General features: G+C 56.5%; 13 protein-coding genes, 1 tRNA gene and 2 rRNA genes (1 of these 16 running past the window's edge). 7 read left to right on the forward strand and 9 right to left on the reverse strand.

The features are described 5' to 3' along the window. Positions 1–31: 31 nt before the first annotated feature. From SJY29_RS10635 to iolB, 7 genes are all read left to right on the forward strand, one after another. Positions 32–1153, forward strand: coding sequence for an ABC transporter permease (locus SJY29_RS10635; RefSeq protein ID WP_400082713.1), 1122 nt, complete (start codon positions 32–34; stop codon positions 1151–1153). Between the two features lies 1 nt (position 1154). Then, the gene (locus SJY29_RS10640) at positions 1155–1937 is read left to right on the forward strand and encodes an ATP-binding cassette domain-containing protein (RefSeq protein ID WP_110279386.1); all 783 of its coding nucleotides are present in this window, start codon (positions 1155–1157) and stop codon (positions 1935–1937) included. A gap of 93 nt (positions 1938–2030) precedes the next feature. Continuing rightward, the gene (gene iolG / locus SJY29_RS10645) at positions 2031–3026 is read left to right on the forward strand and encodes an inositol 2-dehydrogenase (RefSeq protein ID WP_400082716.1); all 996 of its coding nucleotides are present in this window, start codon (positions 2031–2033) and stop codon (positions 3024–3026) included. Further along, positions 3019–4941 (forward strand): 5-dehydro-2-deoxygluconokinase, encoded by a 1923-nt coding sequence (iolC, locus tag SJY29_RS10650; protein ID WP_400082719.1) that lies wholly within the window; start codon positions 3019–3021, stop codon positions 4939–4941. The genes iolG and iolC overlap by 8 nt, the downstream gene beginning before the upstream one ends. A 10-nt stretch (positions 4942–4951) precedes the next feature. Then, the gene (gene iolD, locus SJY29_RS10655; RefSeq protein ID WP_400082721.1) at positions 4952–6784 is read left to right on the forward strand and encodes a 3D-(3,5/4)-trihydroxycyclohexane-1,2-dione acylhydrolase (decyclizing); all 1833 of its coding nucleotides are present in this window, start codon (positions 4952–4954) and stop codon (positions 6782–6784) included. Continuing rightward, positions 6785–7690, forward strand: coding sequence for a myo-inosose-2 dehydratase (gene iolE / locus SJY29_RS10660; RefSeq protein WP_400082724.1), 906 nt, complete (start codon positions 6785–6787; stop codon positions 7688–7690). Between the two features lie 198 nt (positions 7691–7888). Next, a complete protein-coding gene (gene iolB / locus SJY29_RS10665) occupies positions 7889–8695 on the forward strand; it encodes a 5-deoxy-glucuronate isomerase (RefSeq protein WP_400082727.1) in 807 nt (268 codons plus the stop codon). A 9-nt stretch (positions 8696–8704) separates the two neighbouring features. Here iolB and SJY29_RS10670 read toward each other — a convergent pair whose 3' ends face one another. The 9 genes from SJY29_RS10670 to SJY29_RS10710 form a co-directional block, all read right to left on the reverse strand. Beyond that, entirely contained in the window at positions 8705–9076 is a 372-nt protein-coding gene (locus SJY29_RS10670) for a Na+/H+ antiporter subunit G (RefSeq protein WP_400082730.1), read from the reverse strand. Continuing rightward, positions 9073–9360: a K+/H+ antiporter subunit F gene (locus tag SJY29_RS10675; RefSeq protein ID WP_055291822.1), complete on the reverse strand. Its 288-nt coding sequence runs from the start codon at positions 9358–9360 to the stop codon at positions 9073–9075. The genes SJY29_RS10670 and SJY29_RS10675 overlap by 4 nt, the downstream gene beginning before the upstream one ends. Beyond that, on the reverse strand, positions 9357–9857 hold the full coding sequence (locus SJY29_RS10680) for a Na+/H+ antiporter subunit E (protein WP_110279394.1): 501 nt from the start codon (positions 9855–9857) through the stop codon (positions 9357–9359). The genes SJY29_RS10675 and SJY29_RS10680 overlap by 4 nt, the downstream gene beginning before the upstream one ends. A gap of 1 nt (position 9858) precedes the next feature. Then, a complete protein-coding gene (locus SJY29_RS10685) occupies positions 9859–11400 on the reverse strand; it encodes a monovalent cation/H+ antiporter subunit D (RefSeq protein ID WP_400082734.1) in 1542 nt (513 codons plus the stop codon). Beyond that, a complete protein-coding gene (locus tag SJY29_RS10690; protein ID WP_400082736.1) occupies positions 11397–11753 on the reverse strand; it encodes a Na+/H+ antiporter subunit C in 357 nt (118 codons plus the stop codon). The genes SJY29_RS10685 and SJY29_RS10690 overlap by 4 nt, the downstream gene beginning before the upstream one ends. 1 nt (position 11754) lies before the next feature. Beyond that, positions 11755–14625, reverse strand: a complete 2871-nt coding sequence (locus SJY29_RS10695; RefSeq protein ID WP_400088903.1) for a monovalent cation/H+ antiporter subunit A — start codon at positions 14623–14625, stop codon at positions 11755–11757. 384 nt (positions 14626–15009) lie between these two features. Next, positions 15010–15086 (reverse strand) — tRNA-Met (locus SJY29_RS10700). 164 nt (positions 15087–15250) lie between these two features. Then, positions 15251–15365 (reverse strand): 5S ribosomal RNA (gene rrf, locus SJY29_RS10705). A 122-nt stretch (positions 15366–15487) separates the two neighbouring features. Then, positions 15488–17901 (reverse strand): 23S ribosomal RNA (locus SJY29_RS10710); it runs 417 nt beyond the window's last position.

Below are 17901 nucleotides of genomic sequence, written 5' to 3' on the forward strand. Positions count from 1 at the left end.
CCCACCAAATCTGACAAAGGAATGCTGCGCCATGACCGGTAGTACCCAAGCGGGAGTTGCAGACGAGCGGATCAAGGAAACCTCGTTCATCCGCAAGGCTCTTATTCGTCCAGAACTCGGCGGAATTGTCGGCACCATCGCTGTGTTTACATTCTTCCTGCTGACCGCTTCTGATAGCGGTATGTTCAACACCCAGGGCATTCTGAACTGGTCTGTCGTATCGGCCCAGTTCATGATTATCGCTGTTGGTGCCTGCTTGCTGATGATCGCGGGCGAGTTCGATCTGTCGGTCGGCTCGATGATCGGGTTCGCGGGCATGTTGATTGCAATTTTCTCGGTCACCCTGAGCTGGCCTGTCTGGATTGCGATCCTGCTGACCTTTGCAATCTGCATCGCGATCGGTGCACTGAACGGGTTCATCGTCATCCGGACCGGCCTGCCAAGCTTCATTGTTACTTTGGCGTTCCTGTTTATTCTGCGCGGCTTTACCATTTTTTTTCCACAGACGTTCGAGCGCAAGACAATCATCGGCGGCATCAAAGAGGCCGCTGAGGGCGATTGGCTCGCCCCTGTCTTTGGCGGCAAAATAGGCGGCCCGCTCTTTACATGGCTGGGTGACATGGGGATCATCGACGTGTTCGAACGCGGCACCCGTGCCGGTGAACCTGTGGTCGATGGCATTCCGATGCTGATCGTCTGGGCCCTTGGTCTGGTTATCTTCGGTCATGTGCTTTTGACCCGCACACGCTTTGGCAACTGGATCTTTGCCGCCGGCGGTGACGCGGAAGCAGCCCGCAACTCGGGTGTGCCGGTGACCAAGGTCAAAATCCAGATGTTCATGTTCACTGCATTCTGCGCGACCGTCTTTGCAACCTGTCAGGTGATGGAGTTCGGGTCAGCAGGTGCGGACCGTGGGCTTTTGAAAGAGTTCGAGGCGATCATCGCCGTCGTGATCGGCGGCGCGCTTCTGACGGGCGGCTACGGGTCGGTCATCGGGGCCGCATTGGGCGCGCTGATCTTTGGCGTCGTACAACAGGGCCTGTTTTTCGCCGGTGTTGAAAGCTCGCTTTTCCGCGTGTTCCTGGGCGCCATCCTCTTGGGTGCTGTGATCCTGAACACCTACATCCGCCGTCTCATCACAGGAGAGCGTTGATATGTCTGATCCCATCATTCAGATGAAAAACATTCAGAAACACTTTGGCTCTGTCATTGCTCTGGCCGGTGTGTCGGTTGATGTTTTCCCCGGCGAATGCCACTGCCTTTTGGGTGACAACGGTGCGGGTAAATCGACCTTCATCAAGACGATGTCGGGGGTTCACAAGCCAACCGCGGGAGAGATCTTTTTCGAAGGCAAGCCCATGTCCTTTGAAGACCCGCGGGATGCCATGGAAGCCGGAATTGCGACGGTACACCAGCACCTTGCGATGATCCCGCTGATGAGCGTCAGCCGCAACTTCTTTATGGGCAACGAACCTGTGAAAAAGAAATTCGGGATCAACTTTCTCGATCAGCAAAAAGCAGATGAGATCACCATGCAGGAAATGCGCAAAATGGGCATTAACCTGCGTGGCCCCGATCAGGCTGTTGGCACCCTGTCGGGTGGCGAGCGTCAGACAGTGGCTATTGCCCGTGCGGTCTATTTCGGCGCAAAGGTCCTGATTTTGGACGAACCGACGTCCGCGTTGGGTGTGCGGCAGACCGCCAACGTCCTGAGCACCGTGCATAAGGTACGCGAACAGGGGATCGGGGTTGTTTTTATCACGCATAACGTGCGTCATGCGCTGGCTGTGGGTGACCGTTTTACAGTATTGAACCGTGGTCAGACACTTGGTACGGCCAAACGCGGCGAGATCGAATATGACGAATTGCACGATATGATGGCAGGTGGCGACGAACTTGCCAAACTCGTGCCTGAACTGGGCAAGCAGGGCCAGTAAACAGATACCAACAGCCGCCCGGCACCGTGCGGCTCCAATTTACATCAACGCCCAACCGGCTGCTGCCTTGGGACGAAAACGAAGGCAAATCTTATGTTGAAAGTTGGTCTCCTCGGCGCGGGCCGAATTGGCTGGGTCCATGCAAAAGCGATCACTGCGCATGGTGGAAGTACTTTGGTTGCGGTATCGGACTTTATCCCCGAAAACGCCCAGAAACTGGCGGCCGAATATGGCTGTGAGGCCCGCAGCACAGATGACATTATCGCGGACCCCGCGATTGATGCGATCCTGATTGCCACCTCCACCGATACGCATTCGGACCTGATGGAGAAAGCGACAGCCGCAGGCAAAGCCGTGCTTTGCGAAAAACCGGTGGACCTCAGCCTTGAACGCGCGCGCGCCTGCCAAAAGATCGTGGCAGAAACCGGTCAACCGGTCATGATCGGCTTCAACCGCCGCTTTGACCCAAGTTTCGGAGCGCTGAAAGCGGCCTTGGACGCGGGCGAGATCGGCAAGGCCGAGCTCCTAAGCATCACCTCATTCGACCCTGCCCCGCCACCTGTGGCCTATGTAAACGTCTCTGGCGGATTATTCCGCGACATGATGATCCATGATTTCGACATGTCGCAGTTTATCATGGGTGCCACACCGGTCAGTCTGACGGCTGCGGCGACAAGCATTGTTGACACCGCAATTGGCGAAGCGGGCGATGTCGATACGGCTGTTGTGACTATGACCTATGCCGATGGACGGATCGCCGTGATCAAGAATTCGCGTCGTGCGGCCTATGGCTATGACCAACGCCTTGAAGTGCTAGGCTCTGAGGGGTTGTTGCAGGCCCAGAACATGCTGGAAAACCTTGTGGTCAAGTCCACCAAGCAGGGTGTTACCGGTGCGAAACCCACGTTCTTTTTTCTGGAACGCTATATGCCCGCCTACACCGCCGAATGGGATAGCTTTGTAACCGCAGTGACCAAGGGTACGGCGATGCCCGTGACCTTGCAGGATGGCGTCAACGCGCTGGCGATGGCAGAGGCGGCAACGCTTTCGGCCAAGGAAGGCAAACCGGTGAGAATCGAAGATGTCTGATCTGGATCTGATCACGATCGGGCGTTCATCGGTTGACCTTTACGGCGCCCAGATCGGCGGCCGTCTGGAAGACATGGGGTCATTTGACAAATACATCGGCGGCTCGCCCACCAATATTGCCTGCGGCACGGCACGGTTGGGTCTGAAATCAGCCGTTATCACAGGTGTAGGCGATGAACACATGGGGCGTTTCATTACCGAACAGCTTCAGCGCGAGGGCGTGGCAATTGATGGTGTGAAAGTCGACGCGGATCGCCTGACCGCTCTGGTCTTGCTTGGCATCCGCGACGAGGATCAGTTTCCACTGATTTTCTACCGCGAGAATTGCGCCGATATGGGGCTGACCGAAGACGACATTGACCCGCAGTTCATCAAACGGGCGCGTGCGATTGTCGCCACGGGGACCCATCTGAGCAACCAGCAAGTGGCCGCCGCGACCTTGAAGGCGCTGAACCTCGCGCGCGAGAACGGACAGTTAACAGCTTTGGACATCGACTATCGCCCCAATCTTTGGGGTGTGGCAGGTCATGGCGACGGCGAAAGCCGTTTTGTCGAAAGTGCGGCAGTCACCGAAAAGCTGCAGGCATCGCTGCATCTGTTCGATCTGATCGTCGGCACCGAAGAAGAGTTCCATATCGCAGGTGGATCAACCGACACCTTGGCGGCGCTGCGCGCTGTGCGTGCCGTCACGGGGGCAACTTTGGTGTGCAAACGCGGTGCGCTTGGGGCGACAGCCTTTACCGGCGACATTCCCGCCAGCCTTGATGATGGCGAAACAGGTCCCGGATTTCCGATCGAGGTGTTCAACGTCCTTGGGGCGGGTGACGGGTTTATGTCGGGCTTGCTCAAAGGCTGGCTCGATGGCGAAGAATGGCCCGTTGCGTTGAAATACGCCAATGCCTGTGGTGCCTTTGCCGTCAGCCGTCACGGATGCACCCCTGCCTATCCTACATGGGAAGAGCTGAATTTCTTCTTTGATCGTGGCATCAAGCAACCGGATTTGCGCAATGACGCGGAACTTGAACAGGTGCACTGGACAAGCACGCGTATCACCCGCACGGGCAACACATGGGATCACGTGCGCACCTTTGCTTTTGATCACCGCTCGCAGCTTGAAGAAATCCCAGGCTATTCCGCGCAAAAGGGGGCTGCGTTCAAAGAGCTTTGCCTTGATGCAGCGCTGCAAGTGGCGGACGGCCAGGACGGTTATGGTATCCTGTGTGACAACAGAATTGGCCGCTCTGCCCTGCACCGCGCGTCCGGTTCTGGTCTCTGGATTGGCCGCCCGACCGAATGGCCCGGCAGCCGCCCGATTGCGTTCGAACCCGAGCTTGGCGAGGATTTCGGCCAGTTCCGCGAATGGGCTCGTGAGAACATCGTGAAGCTTCTGGTCTTTTGTCACCCGACCGACACGCCTGACCTGCGCGCCTTGCAGGAAGAACGCGTAAAGCGACTGTTCACAGCGGCACGGCGCAATGGACTTGAATTTCTGTTGGAGATCATCCCCTCCAAAGTTGGTCCGGTGGATGACACTACGACGTCCCAATTGATCCAGCAGTTCTATGATGCTGGCGTCTATCCTGACTGGTGGAAGCTTGAGCCCTTCAAGACAGACGCCGCGTGGTCCAATGCCGTCAATGCCATTGAAACCAATGATCCACGCACCCGCGGGATCGTGGTGCTGGGCCTTGATGCGCCAGAGGATGAATTGGCACAAAGCTTTGCACTGGCGGCCAAACAGCCCTTGGTCAAAGGCTTTGCCGTTGGGCGCACAATCTTTGGCGATGCGGCACGTGCTTGGATGAAGGGCGACATGACTGATGCAGAAGCCGTATCGCAAATGGCCGACCGCTTTGATCGGTTGTGCAAGACGTGGGACAAGGCGCGCGCAGATGTCCGGCTAAACGCCGCCTGAGGAGCAAAAAATGACTAAGACAATCCGCTTGACCGCAGCGCAGGCTTTGGTGCGCTACATTGGTGCGCAACACAACGAGGATGGCGATTGCTTCATCGCTGGCTGTTGGGCGATTTTCGGCCACGGCAATGTCGCCGGTATCGGGGAGGCCCTGCACGGTGCCAAAGATACCCTGACCACCTATCGAGGCCACAATGAACAGACCATGGCCCATGCGGCCATCGCCTATGCCAAACAGTTGAAGCGCAAACGCGCGATGGCCGTGACATCCTCTATCGGGCCGGGGGCGTTGAACATGGTCACCGCAGCGGGCCTTGCACATGTGAATCGCCTGCCTGTGTTGCTCTTGCCCGGTGATGTCTTCGCAAATCGCGGGCCGGATCCCGTGCTGCAACAGATTGAAGATTTCAATGACGGCACGGTCAGCGTGAATGATTGCTTCAAGCCGGTCAGCCGGTATTTCGACCGCATCACGCGCCCTGAACAGCTGCTCACCGCGCTGCCACGGGCGTTTCGCACAATGACGGATCCGGCGGATTGCGGCCCTGTCACCCTGTCGATGTGTCAGGATGTGCAGGCTGAGGCCTTTGACTACCCAGAAAGCTTCTTTGCGCCGCAGGTCTGGCACCAGCGCCGCATCCGTCCTGATCTGGGTGAGTTGGCGCGCGTGGCAGAGGCTATCAAAGGTGCCAAGAACCCCGTGATTGTTGCAGGGGGTGGTGTGCATTACGCGGATGCATGTGAGGACCTACGGGCCTTTGCCGAAGCCCACGGTATTCCGGTTGCGGAAACGCAGGCCGGAAAATCGGCGCTGGCATGGGACCATCCGTTGAACCTCGGGCCCATCGGCGTGACGGGTGGTGAGCCGGCAAATGCGGTTTGTGCGCAAGCCGACCTCGTGCTGGGTGTCGGCACGCGGTTTCAGGATTTCACGACCGGATCGTGGGGCCTGTTCGCCAATCCTCAACGCAAAATCATCAGCCTGAATACAGCCGCTTATGATGCGGCCAAACATGGTGCCATGCCTTTGATGGCCGATGCCAAAGTGGGCCTTGCCGAACTTGGTGACGCGATTGGCAGCTACAAGGCGACCGCACCCGCGCCTGCGTTGAAGGGCGATTGGTTCGGCAAGGTTGATCCGCTGACCGATGCGCCAGCGGAAAGTAATGCTCTGCCGACAGACATGCAGGTTATTGGTGCTGTCCAGCGCGGTGCAACGGAAGAAACCGTGGCGATGTGTGCGGCAGGCACCATGCCGGGCGAGCTGCATAAACTATGGAAGGCCAACAAGCCAGGCGCCTACCACATGGAATACGGCTTTAGCTGCATGGGGTACGAGATTGCAGGCGCCATGGGCATCAAAATGGCCCAACCCACGCGCGATGTGATCTGCTTTACCGGAGACGGCACCTATATGATGGCGAATTCGGAAATGGCGACCGCTGCGATGCTGAGTGTTTCATTTACTGTCGTGGTCACTGACAACCGTGGATATGGCTGCATCAACCGGTTGCAGATGGGCACGGGTGGTGCGGAATTCAACAATCTGCTGGCGCACGCGACAGGCGGAGAGAATTCGTCAATCGATTTCGCGGCCCATGCGGCATCTATGGGGGCCACGTCGGTCAAGGTCGGCACGATTGCCGAACTGGAAGCGGCCTTGGCGAAACGCCACGACATCAAGGGCCCCTATGTCATCGTCATTGATACCGATCCCTACCCGTCCACACCACATGGCGGCACTTGGTGGGATGTCGGTGTCCCCGAAGTCTCGGAGCGGGCCGAAGTGAACGCGGCCTATGCAGGCTATATCGAAAACAAAAAATCCCAAAGGATTGACTAAATGACTGTCAAAGTGGGCATTTCACTGATTGCCTGGCAGAATGATGATCTGCCCGAACTTACCAAAGACTACACGACCGAAGGCGCGATGGCAGACGCCGCACGCATCGGCTACAGCGGCGTTGAGCGGGGCCGCCGGATGCCCGCGGACACCGAAGGCCTTCGCACATACCTTGATGCCTATGGCGTGTCGCTTTGCGGCGGCTGGTGTTCCGGCAACCTGATGGTGTCGACCGTCGCGCAAGAAGCGGACGCGATCGCCGAACAGGTCGCACAGTTCGCAGCGCTGCAAGCGCCGTGCATCGTCTATGCCGAATGTTCCAACACGATACAGGGCGCAATGGGCGTTCCGGTGTCCACGCGTCCAAAACTGACGCGGAACGAGGTGCTGGACTACGCCGCGAAACTCTCCGAGCTTGCCAAATGGTCCCAAGAGCAAGGCGTCAAGCTCGCCTATCACCACCATATGGGGGCGATGATCCAGGATGCCGAGGATATCGACTGGCTGATGGAAGGCTCTGATCCTGCCTTGGGCCTGCTTTTTGACACGGGTCATTTGCATTTTGCCGGCGCTGACCCGATCGCTGTTTTGGACAAATGGGCGGAGCGTGTGCATCACGTCCATTACAAAGACGTCCGCCAGCCGGTCCTGGACGCGATCCATGCCAAGGACGCGAGCTTTCTGGATGCTGTTGCAGGCGGCGTCTTTACTGTTCCGGGGGATCCCGAAGGCTGTATCGACTTTGATGCAGTCACGGCCAAGCTCAAATCAATGAATTACAACGGCTGGATCGTTGTCGAGGCGGAACAAGACCCTGCCGCAGCCCCGCCCTATGACTATTCCAAGATGGGCTATGACTATATTGTCGCCGCCTGTGCCAAAGCGGGGCTTGCTGTCGCGCAATGATAGACTTCCTTGGCCTCCACCATCCGTTTTTCCGCCCCTTGATCCGGCGGATTGCCACAGTGGCGGTGATTGCGGTCTATGGCCTGTTTGAACTTGTTTTCGGCGCACCAGGATGGGCCATCTTTGCCCTGTGCCTTGGTTTGATTTGCATCTACGCATTTTTCATAAAGCCGGATCCACAAGCATAAGGAACTATCGATGTCTGACCTTCTGAAGAAACCTTTTGGCACGCGTGGGAAAGTGCACCAGATCACCCCTGAAAGCGCAGGGTGGCGTTATGTCGGCTTTTCGCTTTACCGGCTGAAGGCAGGCGATACCTCAGCAGAGGCAACAGGTGACCGCGAAGTCATTCTGGTGATGGTTGAGGGGAAGGCGCAGATCACGGGCGCGGGGCAGGACTGGGGTGTCTTGGGCGAGCGGATGGATGTTTTTGAAAAGACCCCGCCACATTGCCTTTACCTGCCCAATGGCAGCGACTGGGCGGCCACGGCCCAGACCGACTGCGTCATAGCAGTTTGCAGCGCACCTGGCATTGGCGGACACGCGGCGCGGCGCATTGGCCCTGACGGCATTACGCTGACGGAACGTGGCAAGGGGACAAACACCCGCCATATCAACAACATCGCGATGGAGAACGAGGATTATTGCGATAGCCTGCTGGTGACCGAAGTTTTCACACCGGCGGGGCATTGGTCCTCCTACCCCAGCCACCGGCATGACGAAGACGACTACCCCCGCATCACCTATCTGGAAGAAACCTATTATCACCGCCTGAACCCTGCTTCGGGCTTTGGTATCCAGCGGGTCTATACGGATGATGGCCAGCTAGACGAAACCATGGCCGTCTCGGACGGCGACGTTGTCTGCGTTCCACGCGGGCACCACCCCTGCGGTGCGCCCTACGGCTTCGAGATGTATTATCTCAATGTTATGGCGGGTCCCAAGCGCAAATGGCGCTTCGTCCCTGCGCCCGAGGTCGCATGGATCATGGAGCGGGACGCCTAGGATCAGCGATCAGGTGTCTTTTTCCGCGTCTGGAACATCAAGTGTGGACCACGTATCACCATTCACCGGCGGTGGCGGTGTGTCACAGGCCTGACGGTGCATGTTCACCTTGGCGATGAAATTCGCCGAGATCGGCGCCGTCACAAAAAGAAACACCATAATCAGCAGCTCATGGCTGGATGGCTGCCCGATATCAAAGGAATGGATAATAGACGCGACCAGCAACATACCGATGCCGATCGTCCCGACCTTCGTCGGCGCGTGCAGGCGTGTCATGGGATCGTTGAACTTCAGCAAACCAATGGCGCCGACCAGTACAAAGCCGGACCCGATGATCAAGGACAGGCAAACGAAGTAGGTTCCGATAATCTGTGCCGTCATTCGATGATGTCCCCCCGCAAAATGAAACGTGCCAAGGCAACGGTCGACACGAAACCCAACATTGCAATCAGCAGGGCCACCTCAAAATAGATTTGCACGCCTTTGAAGATGCCCAGAACAATCACGAGCCCCAGCGCGTTGATCACCATCGTATCAAGCGCAAGGACGCGGTCACCCGAAGTCGGACCAAGGACCAGACGGACCATCGACATCACCTGCCCCAGCGCGAGCGCAAGAAAGGTGATCGCCAAGGCAATATTCAGAAACTGCGTTGCAAGTATCATGCAAATATCTCCAATAGACGTGCCTCATAGCGTGTGAGGATATCATCGCGGATCGCATCAGGGTCATCCGTGTGCAGGACGTGCACCAGCAGGCTGCGCCCGTCGCTGGATAGATCCGCCGAAACAGTCCCGGGTGTCAGCGTGATGGTCCCGGCGAGCATGGTAATGGCTTCTGGCTCGCGCAGCTCAAGCGGCACCACGATCCATGCCGGTTTGAGCTTTGATGTCGGGACTGTCAGCACGATCCAGGCGACTTCGATATTGGCAACGATGATGTCCCAGATCACCACAAGACTGTAGACAGCCATCTTACCCACACGAAAGCTCTTTGGCGTGTCGGGCCACCACACGGAGGTGCCCCAAGGAATAATGATGCCCAAGATAAATCCAAAGACCATCATCCCTGCCGAAATTTCGTTTTGCAGGAGTATCCAGACGATCGTCAGGATCAATGTCAAAAGCGGGTGCGGGATCAACCAATAGAATGCGCGGCTCATGTCATTGATCCTCCGTTGGTTCGCTCAGTTTGCCCGGTGTATCGACAACTGTCGTGATATAGGGCGCGGGGCTAAACAGCTGCGCCGCAATCGCATTGGTGTACCGATGCACCTGACCTGCGAAAACTGTGTGCAGGATCAAACACAAGATCAACCCGCCTATCGCCACATAAGACATGGTTGCAGGTGCCGTCACTTTAGCTGCGTCGCCGGGCGGTTGCACGCTTTGTGCTTTCCAGAACAACACGCTGCCAGCGCGTGCAAACCCCACGATGCTGATCAGACTTGAGCCCAGCACAATTGCCCAGATCCAGACCATATGATCTGTGCCGAATGCGGCATCCAATACCAGCAGTTTTCCAAGAAACCCTGACAGCGGTGGCAGGCCCGCCATGGCGATTGCCGCAACAAAGAACAGGCTGGCGGTAAGGGTCGCACTTGCAACAGGCGCTTGTGGCGTCAGTTCAAGATTTGCACGACTGGATCGCACCAGGTCCACAATCAGGAACAGGGCAGCCCCTGCAAGCGTCGAGTGGACAATGTAGTAAAGGGCAGCGGCGATCCCTTCGGGCGTGAACAGGGCAATGGACACCATCACCATGCCCATTGACCCGATGATCGAAAAGGCGACCAGTCTGTCAAAGCGTTTCGCCGCCAGCACACCCGTCATCCCGATCGCCAGCGAGACAAGGGCCGCCGGAAGCAGCCACGTGTCATGCAAACCGGCGGTTACTTCCAGATCAGGCGGGAAGATCAGGGTATAGACGCGGATGATCGCATAAGCGCCAACTTTCGTCATGATCGCAAAGAGTGCCGCGACCGGCGCTGGCGCCTCGGCATAGCTCGACGGCAACCAGAAGTGCAGAGGCACCAACGCCGCCTTGATCGCAAAGACCAGCAAAAGCAGCACAGCGGCCACGCGAATACCAACGGTCTCTTCCGCACTGATCAGCGTGACCCGATTAGCCAGATCAGCCATATTGAGCGTGCCCGTTTCCGCATAAATCGCCCCCAGTGCGAACAGGAACAACGTTGATCCGATCAGGTTGAACAGCACGTATTGGACACCAGCGCGCAAACGCACCGTGCCGCCCGCGTGGATCATCAGCCCATAAGAGGCGATCAGCAGCACTTCGAAGAACACGAACAGGTTGAACAGGTCCCCTGTCAGAAACGCCCCCAAGATCCCCATCAGCTGAAACTGGAAAAGCGCATGAAAATGCCAGCCGCGGTTATCCCAGCCGGAACTGACCGCGTAAATCAGCACAAAGAGTGCCAGAACCGAGGTGAGCAGGATCATCATCGTCGACAAACGGTCACCCACCAGAACGATTCCGAAAGGGGCTGACCAGTCGCCCAACTGGTAGAGCATGATGCTTCCGTCAGCAGTCGCCCATGCCAAAGCACCGGATATCGCAACAAGGATCACAACACCGGCGATCGAGAACACGCGCTGGATACCGATATGAAAACGCGCCGCCAGGATGATGAAAGGCGCGAGCATCGCAGGCAGCACAACAGGTGCAATAAGCCAATGGGTCATGCTGAACCCTCCGGCTTGTCATTGGCCGTGTCGGGTTGATCATCCACATGGTCATCATCAGAGCCAAGGAAGGCACCCAAGCCTATCATGACAACCACCGCTGTCATGCCAAAGGAAATCACGATCGCCGTCAGAACCAAGGCCTGAGGCAACGGGTCTGTATATGTCGTGACATTATCGCGCAGGACGGGCGGAGCACCGACGATCACGCGGCCCGAGGTGAACAAGAAGACGTTCACCGCATAGGTCAGTAGCGAAATGCCCAAAATCACCGGAAACGTCCGCAGACGCAGCACAAGATAAATTCCCGCAGCAGTCATAATGCCAATGGCGGAAGCAATCAGAAATTCCATGTTACACACCCTCCCGCGTGGTTTGGGTGGGCAGGTCTTCTCGCGAAGGATCAATATCCATCGGGTATTCGCTTTCAATTGATTCAGAGCGGCGCGCCAACCGTGAGAAGCTCTCGAGTGACAACATCACCGCGCCCACTACAGAAAGGAACACGCCGACATCGAACAGGGCAGCCGTCGCCAGTTCGAATTTCTCGAAGGGCGGGATGCGGACATAGGTGAAGGCCGACGTCAGGAACGGTTTATCGACAAACCACGATCCGATACCGGTCAGGCCCGCAACAAGTACCCCTGCCCCGATCACCCCGTGATACGGGTACCTCAGGCGCGCGGAGGCCCACGAAAACCCACTGGCCATATATTGCATGACAACACCGATCGAAACGATCAGACCTGCGATAAACCCGCCGCCCGGTTCGTTATGACCGCTCAGGAAGATGTAGAAGCCGACCATCATCACGATAGGCATCATGACCCGCGTCAGAACCACCATCATCATCGGGTGGACACCGCCTGCCTGCGGCTGATCGGGTTTGCGGTTCAAAAGGCGCGCCCGGACAGGGCCACCCAGCAAGGTTTCGGTGAGCGCATAGATCAGCAAGGCTGCAATGCTGAGTACGATGATCTCGCCGAAAGTATCAAAACCACGGAAATCCACCAGAATGACGTTCACCACATTGGTGCCGCCGCCACCTTTGTAGGAATTCGCCAGATGGAACTCGGAAATCGAAGTGCTCACCGGATCGCGCAGGATGTAGTAATAGGCCAGTGCGAAGCTCGCCAATCCTCCGGCCGTGGCGACCGCCACATCACGCATCCGGCGCAGCACGCTGCTTTCAACAGGGGTCCGGTTGGGCAGAAAGTTCAGCGCAAGCAGCATCAGGATGATCGTCACCACCTCGACCGTAAACTGGGTCATCGCAAGATCGGGGGCGCTCAGGAACACAAACCCGATCGAGACCATCAGCCCCACAATCCCGATCAGGATCAGTGACAGGAACCGGTTGCGGTGCAGGAACACCATACCGATGGTCGCGGCGACCAGCATCCCCCATCCGGAGAGCAGGACAGGGTCAGGCGTCTGCAACGCATGAACTGGCGCACCCACTGTACCGGTCGTCCATGCATAATAACCGGCAACAACGATTGTGACGGTGCCGATTGCGGCATAGCGGGTAAACGCGCCGTTATGGAGCGGCAAGACCAGCATCTGCGCCAGCTTGACGGCTGCCGCAATGATCGCATCGAAAATCGTTTTCGCTTCGGGGCGCGGCAAAGCATCCCAGACGCGCAAGGCAGGTTTGAAGACGGCAAGCATGGTCAAACCACCGACAACGGCAATGATCGACATATAAAGCGCGGGCACCAGTCCATGCCAGATCTTCAGATGCGCCGACGGCATTTCCGCAGCATCCCCCAGCACCGCGGCCGTCACCAGTTTGACGAATGGCTCGGCCAGGAACGGGGCCACACCGATCAGCACGACGGGAACAATCAGGAGCGCAGGCGGCAACCACATGCCCGCGGGCGGGTCATGCGGCTTGGCCGGATAATCATCGCGCACCGGACCAAAGAAGACATGGCTGATCAGGCGGAAGGAATAAGCCGCCGAGAATAACGCGCCGATCGTCGCGAGCACAGGCACCAACCACGGGCTGTTGAACAGAACCGTGTGGTTGGCCTCTTCCAGCATCATTTCCTTGGATAAAAAGCCGTTGAGCAGCGGGATGCCGGCCATGGACAAACCCGCGAGAGATACGATGACAAAGGTCACAGGCATCAGGCTGCGCAAGCCTCCCAAGCGCCTGATGTCACGTGTGTGTGCTTCGTGGTCGATAATGCCGGCGGACATGAACAAAGCAGCCTTGAAGGTTGCGTGGTTCAGGATGTGAAACACCGCAGCCATTGCCCCGAACGCTGTGCCGGTTCCCAAGAGCATTGTGATCAGACCCAGATGGCTAACGGTGGAGAAGGCAAGCAGCGCCTTCAGGTCATGTTTGAACAGGGCAATCACCGCCCCCAAGACCATCGTCACCAGCCCGGCCGTGGTGACGATCACAAACCACTCGGGCGTACCGGACAAAACCGGCCACATGCGTGCCATCAGGAAAATACCGGCTTTCACCATGGTCGCAGAGTGAAGATAGGCCGATACCGGCGTCGGTGCGGCCATCGCGTGCGGTAGCCAGAAATGGAACGGGAATTGCGCGGATTTCGCAAAGCACCCCAGCAAAATCAGGATGAGCGCGGGCAGATAGAGCGGATCCGCCTGAATAAGCTCGCGGTTCTGAAGGATAACGCTCAGATCATAACTGCCCACGATCTGGCCAAGGATCAGCATGCCACCGATCATCGCAAGCCCGCCCATCCCGGTCACGGCCAGCGCCATGCGCGCCCCCTGCCGTCCTGCGGGTAGATGCTTCCAATACCCGATCAACAGGAATGACGAGAGCGAGGTGAGTTCCCAGAAAATCAGCAACAAGAGTATGTTGTCGCTCAGTACGATCCCGACCATCGCGCCCTGAAACAGCAGCAAATAGGTAAAAAACTCGCCCATGTTGTCACTGCGGCTCAGATACTGCCGCGCATAAGCGATAATGAGCAGACCGATACCAAGGATCAACAGGGCAAAAAAGAAGCCCAGACCATCGAGCATCAATGTGAAATTCAGCCCAAGCGCAGGCATCCAGTCGATACCTGCTGTCACAACTTCTCCTGCAAGGACGGCAGGCAAGTTGGTCAGCAAACCGACAAAGGCGGCTAGGGTGACGGTAAATGTAACCCCCGCACAGGCGGTTCGTCCCGCAGGATTCATCAATCCAGGCAAGAGAGCACCAAAGAATGGCAATGCAACGATGATAAAGAGAGACACAGCAACTCCCCGTGTTTTGGCCATTCAACTTGTGGGTAATCCTGGGCGGCTTGAAAAGAGCGAAATGCGCTTTTCCGGCGCAAAACGTGGGATTTATTAGCAGATGCGTCTGAGAATTGGGTGGGTGGGTCGGCTGTCTGTGGTGCGGCAGCTATTCATTTAGCCTCACACTCGCGTTGTTATTGCTTTGTTTGAATGCGGTCTTGGTTTTCCGACTTTGCTTAAGGCACAGCGGTGAAGTGCGCTGGGGGATATTACTTTCCGGTGTTTCGACAACACTGTCGTGAGTTTTGCCTTCTTCCACATTACATGCAGCGCTGTTTTGCGAATGCAAGCTGCCACCCGAGGGTGGCCATTAACATATTGATTTTGTTTGGTAAGATTTGGTTGCGGGAGTAGGATTTGAACCTACGACCTTCAGGTTATGAGCCTGACGAGCTACCGGGCTGCTCCATCCCGCGCTACCGTGTTGCAGTTCCTGATCAGGTGATCCTGACGAGGCGTTTGTGTTAATCAAACTCTTGAGAAGAGTTTGTCGCACAGGCGGTCTGCTACATCCCGCGCATTGGCGCACCTCTGATTGTGTTGAGGTGCATCGTTAGAGAGATATTGTGCTTCTTATTAGGTTTGGCAATGACTTACTCTCCCACGTCTTAAGACGCAGTACCATCAGCGCTGCGGCACTTAACTGCCGAGTTCGGGATGGGATCGGGTGTTTTGCTCGCGCTATGATCACCAAACCAAAAAAGAAGCACAAAACATCAGCTGGTTGTTTTCACGACCGTGTTGTTCCTTGATCATCGTATACTGATGATTGTGTGTGTATGAACTTTGATTTTTTCCAGTCTACCTATTACTGGATCAAATCAAGCCTATCGAGCAATTAGTACCAGTCAACTGAACGGCTTACACCGCTTACATCTCTGGCCTATCGACGAGGTGGTCTACCTCGGCTCTCAGGGATATCTTGTTTTGAAGGGGGCTTCCCGCTTAGATGCCTTCAGCGGTTATCCTGTCCGATCATAGCTACTCTGCACTGCCGTTGGCACGACAACAGATCCACCAGTGGATCGTTCACCCCGGTCCTCTCGTACTAGGGGCAACTCTTCTCAAATATCCTACACCCACGGAAGATAGGGACCGAACTGTCTCACGACGTTCTAAACCCAGCTCACGTACCTCTTTAAACGGCGAACAGCCGTACCCTTGGGACCTGCTCCAGCCCCAGGATGAGATGAGCCGACATCGAGGTGCCAAACGGTGCCGTCGATATGGACTCTTGGGCACCATCAGCCTGTTATCCCCAGCGTACCTTTTATCCGTTGAGCGATGGCCCTTCCACTCGGGACCACCGGATCACTATGGCCGTCTTTCGACTCTGCTCGACTTGTCAGTCTCGCAGTCAGGCTGGCTTCTGCCATTGCACTCAACGAGCGATTTCCGACCGCTCTGAGCCAACCTTCGCGCGCCTCCGTTACAATTTGGGAGGCGACCGCCCCAGTCAAACTACCCACCACGCAGGGTCCCGGACCCGGATAACGGGCCGCGGTTAGACATCAAGCAGAATAAGGGTGGTATCTCAAGGGAGGCTCCACAGAGACTGGCGTCCCTGCTTCAAAGCCTACCACCTATCCTGCACATACTGTGCCTGATGCCAATGCGAAGCTATAGTAAAGGTGCATGGGGTCTTTCCGTCTAACCGCGGGTATCCTGCATCTTGACAGGAAATTCAATTTCGCTGAGTCCACATTTGAGACAGCGGGGAAGTCGTTACGCCATTCGTGCAGGTCGGAACTTACCCGACAAGGAATTTCGCTACCTTAGGACCGTTATAGTTACGGCCGCCGTTTACCTGGGCTTCAATTCGGAGCTTGCACTCCTCCTTTTAACCTTCAGGCACCGGGCAGGCGTCAGACCCTATACGTCGTCTTGCGACTTCGCAGAGCCCTGTGTTTTTAGTAAACAGTCGCCACCCCCTGGTTTGTGCCCCCGCCCAAAAGTTGCCTTCTGAACGGGCCTCCTTCTCGCGAACTTACGGAGGTATTTTGCCGAGTTCCTTAAATGTGGTTCTCTCAAGCGCCTTGGTATTCTCTACCAGTCCACCTGTGTCGGTTTAGGGTACGATCTAGCGGAGGGCTATTTCCAGGAACCTCTCAGCAGCCTTCCCAATCCGATAAGGGAAAACAACCTTCGAGATCCGTCACATCCTCCTGGCCCAGGAATATTAACCTGGTTCCCATCGACTACGCCTTTCGGCCTCGCCTTAGGGGTCGGCTTACCCTGCTCAGATTAGCTTTAAGCAGGAACCCTTGGACTTTCGGCGAGGGAGTCTCTCACTCCCTTTGTCGCTACTCATGTCATCATTCTCACTAGTGATCTCTCCACCGGATCCCTCACAGGCCGGCTTCACAGAAAATTCCTTGCGTCCAATACCGCCGAGGCGGTTAAGGACGCATGGAATTATGTCACACTACGCTCTGCTACCATGCACTATGTGCATCCTAGACTTCGGCTCATGGCTTGAGCCCCGTTACATCTTCGCCGCAGGACAACTTATTTAGACCAGTGAGCTGTTACGCTATCTTTAAAGGATGGCTGCTTCTAAGCCAACCTCCTGGTTGTTTTGGTCGTCCCACCTGCTTTCCCACTTAGCCATGAATTAGGGGCCTTAGTCGTAGGTCAGGGTTGTTTCCCTCTCCACAACGGACGTTAGCACCCGCTGTGTGTCTGCCGGATAGTACTCCTCGGTATTCGGAGTTTGATTAGGATCAGTAAGGCTGTGGGCCCCCATTACCCATTCAGTGCTCTACCCCCGAGGGTATTCGTCCGACGCTCTACCTAAATAGATTTCGCAGAGAACCAGCTATCTCCGAGTTTGATTGGCCTTTCACCCCTAGGCACACCTCATCCCGACCTTTTTCAACAGGTGTGGGTTCGGACCTCCAGTAAGTGTTACCTTACCTTCATCCTGGACATGCCTAGATCACTCGGTTTCGGGTCTAATGCATCTAACTCAGTCGCCCTATTAAGACTCGCTTTCGCTGCGCCTACACCTAACGGCTTAAGCTTGCTAGATACACTAAGTCGATGACCCATTATACAAAAGGTACGCTGTCAGGCCGCATGGGCCCTCCAACTGATTGTAGGCGTTCGGTTTCAGGTACTGTTTCACTCCCCTCGTCGGGGTGCTTTTCACCTTTCCCTCACGGTACTGGTTCGCTATCGGTCAGTAAGGAGTACTTAGCCTTCGAAGGTGGTCCTCCGATGTTCAGACAG

This window comes from Yoonia sp. R78084 (genome assembly GCF_044595625.1).
Classification (GTDB): domain Bacteria; phylum Pseudomonadota; class Alphaproteobacteria; order Rhodobacterales; family Rhodobacteraceae; genus Yoonia.

What these genes read in the sequence shown, in the direction of transcription:
- SJY29_RS10670 (WP_400082730.1), bottom strand. Translation starts at nt 9,076, where the DNA reads ATGACGGCACAGATTATCGGAACCTACTTCGTTTGCCTGTCCTTGATC.
- SJY29_RS10635 (WP_400082713.1), top strand. Translation starts at nt 32, where the DNA reads ATGACCGGTAGTACCCAAGCGGGAGTTGCAGACGAGCGGATCAAGGAA.
- SJY29_RS10685 (WP_400082734.1), bottom strand. Translation starts at nt 11,400, where the DNA reads ATGACCCATTGGCTTATTGCACCTGTTGTGCTGCCTGCGATGCTCGCG.
- iolE (WP_400082724.1), top strand. Translation starts at nt 6,785, where the DNA reads ATGACTGTCAAAGTGGGCATTTCACTGATTGCCTGGCAGAATGATGAT.
- iolG (WP_400082716.1), top strand. Translation starts at nt 2,031, where the DNA reads ATGTTGAAAGTTGGTCTCCTCGGCGCGGGCCGAATTGGCTGGGTCCAT.
- iolD (WP_400082721.1), top strand. Translation starts at nt 4,952, where the DNA reads ATGACTAAGACAATCCGCTTGACCGCAGCGCAGGCTTTGGTGCGCTAC.
- SJY29_RS10680 (WP_110279394.1), bottom strand. Translation starts at nt 9,857, where the DNA reads ATGAGCCGCGCATTCTATTGGTTGATCCCGCACCCGCTTTTGACATTG.
- SJY29_RS10690 (WP_400082736.1), bottom strand. Translation starts at nt 11,753, where the DNA reads ATGGAATTTCTGATTGCTTCCGCCATTGGCATTATGACTGCTGCGGGA.
- iolC (WP_400082719.1), top strand. Translation starts at nt 3,019, where the DNA reads ATGTCTGATCTGGATCTGATCACGATCGGGCGTTCATCGGTTGACCTT.
- iolB (WP_400082727.1), top strand. Translation starts at nt 7,889, where the DNA reads ATGTCTGACCTTCTGAAGAAACCTTTTGGCACGCGTGGGAAAGTGCAC.
- SJY29_RS10640 (WP_110279386.1), top strand. Translation starts at nt 1,155, where the DNA reads ATGTCTGATCCCATCATTCAGATGAAAAACATTCAGAAACACTTTGGC.
- SJY29_RS10675 (WP_055291822.1), bottom strand. Translation starts at nt 9,360, where the DNA reads ATGATACTTGCAACGCAGTTTCTGAATATTGCCTTGGCGATCACCTTT.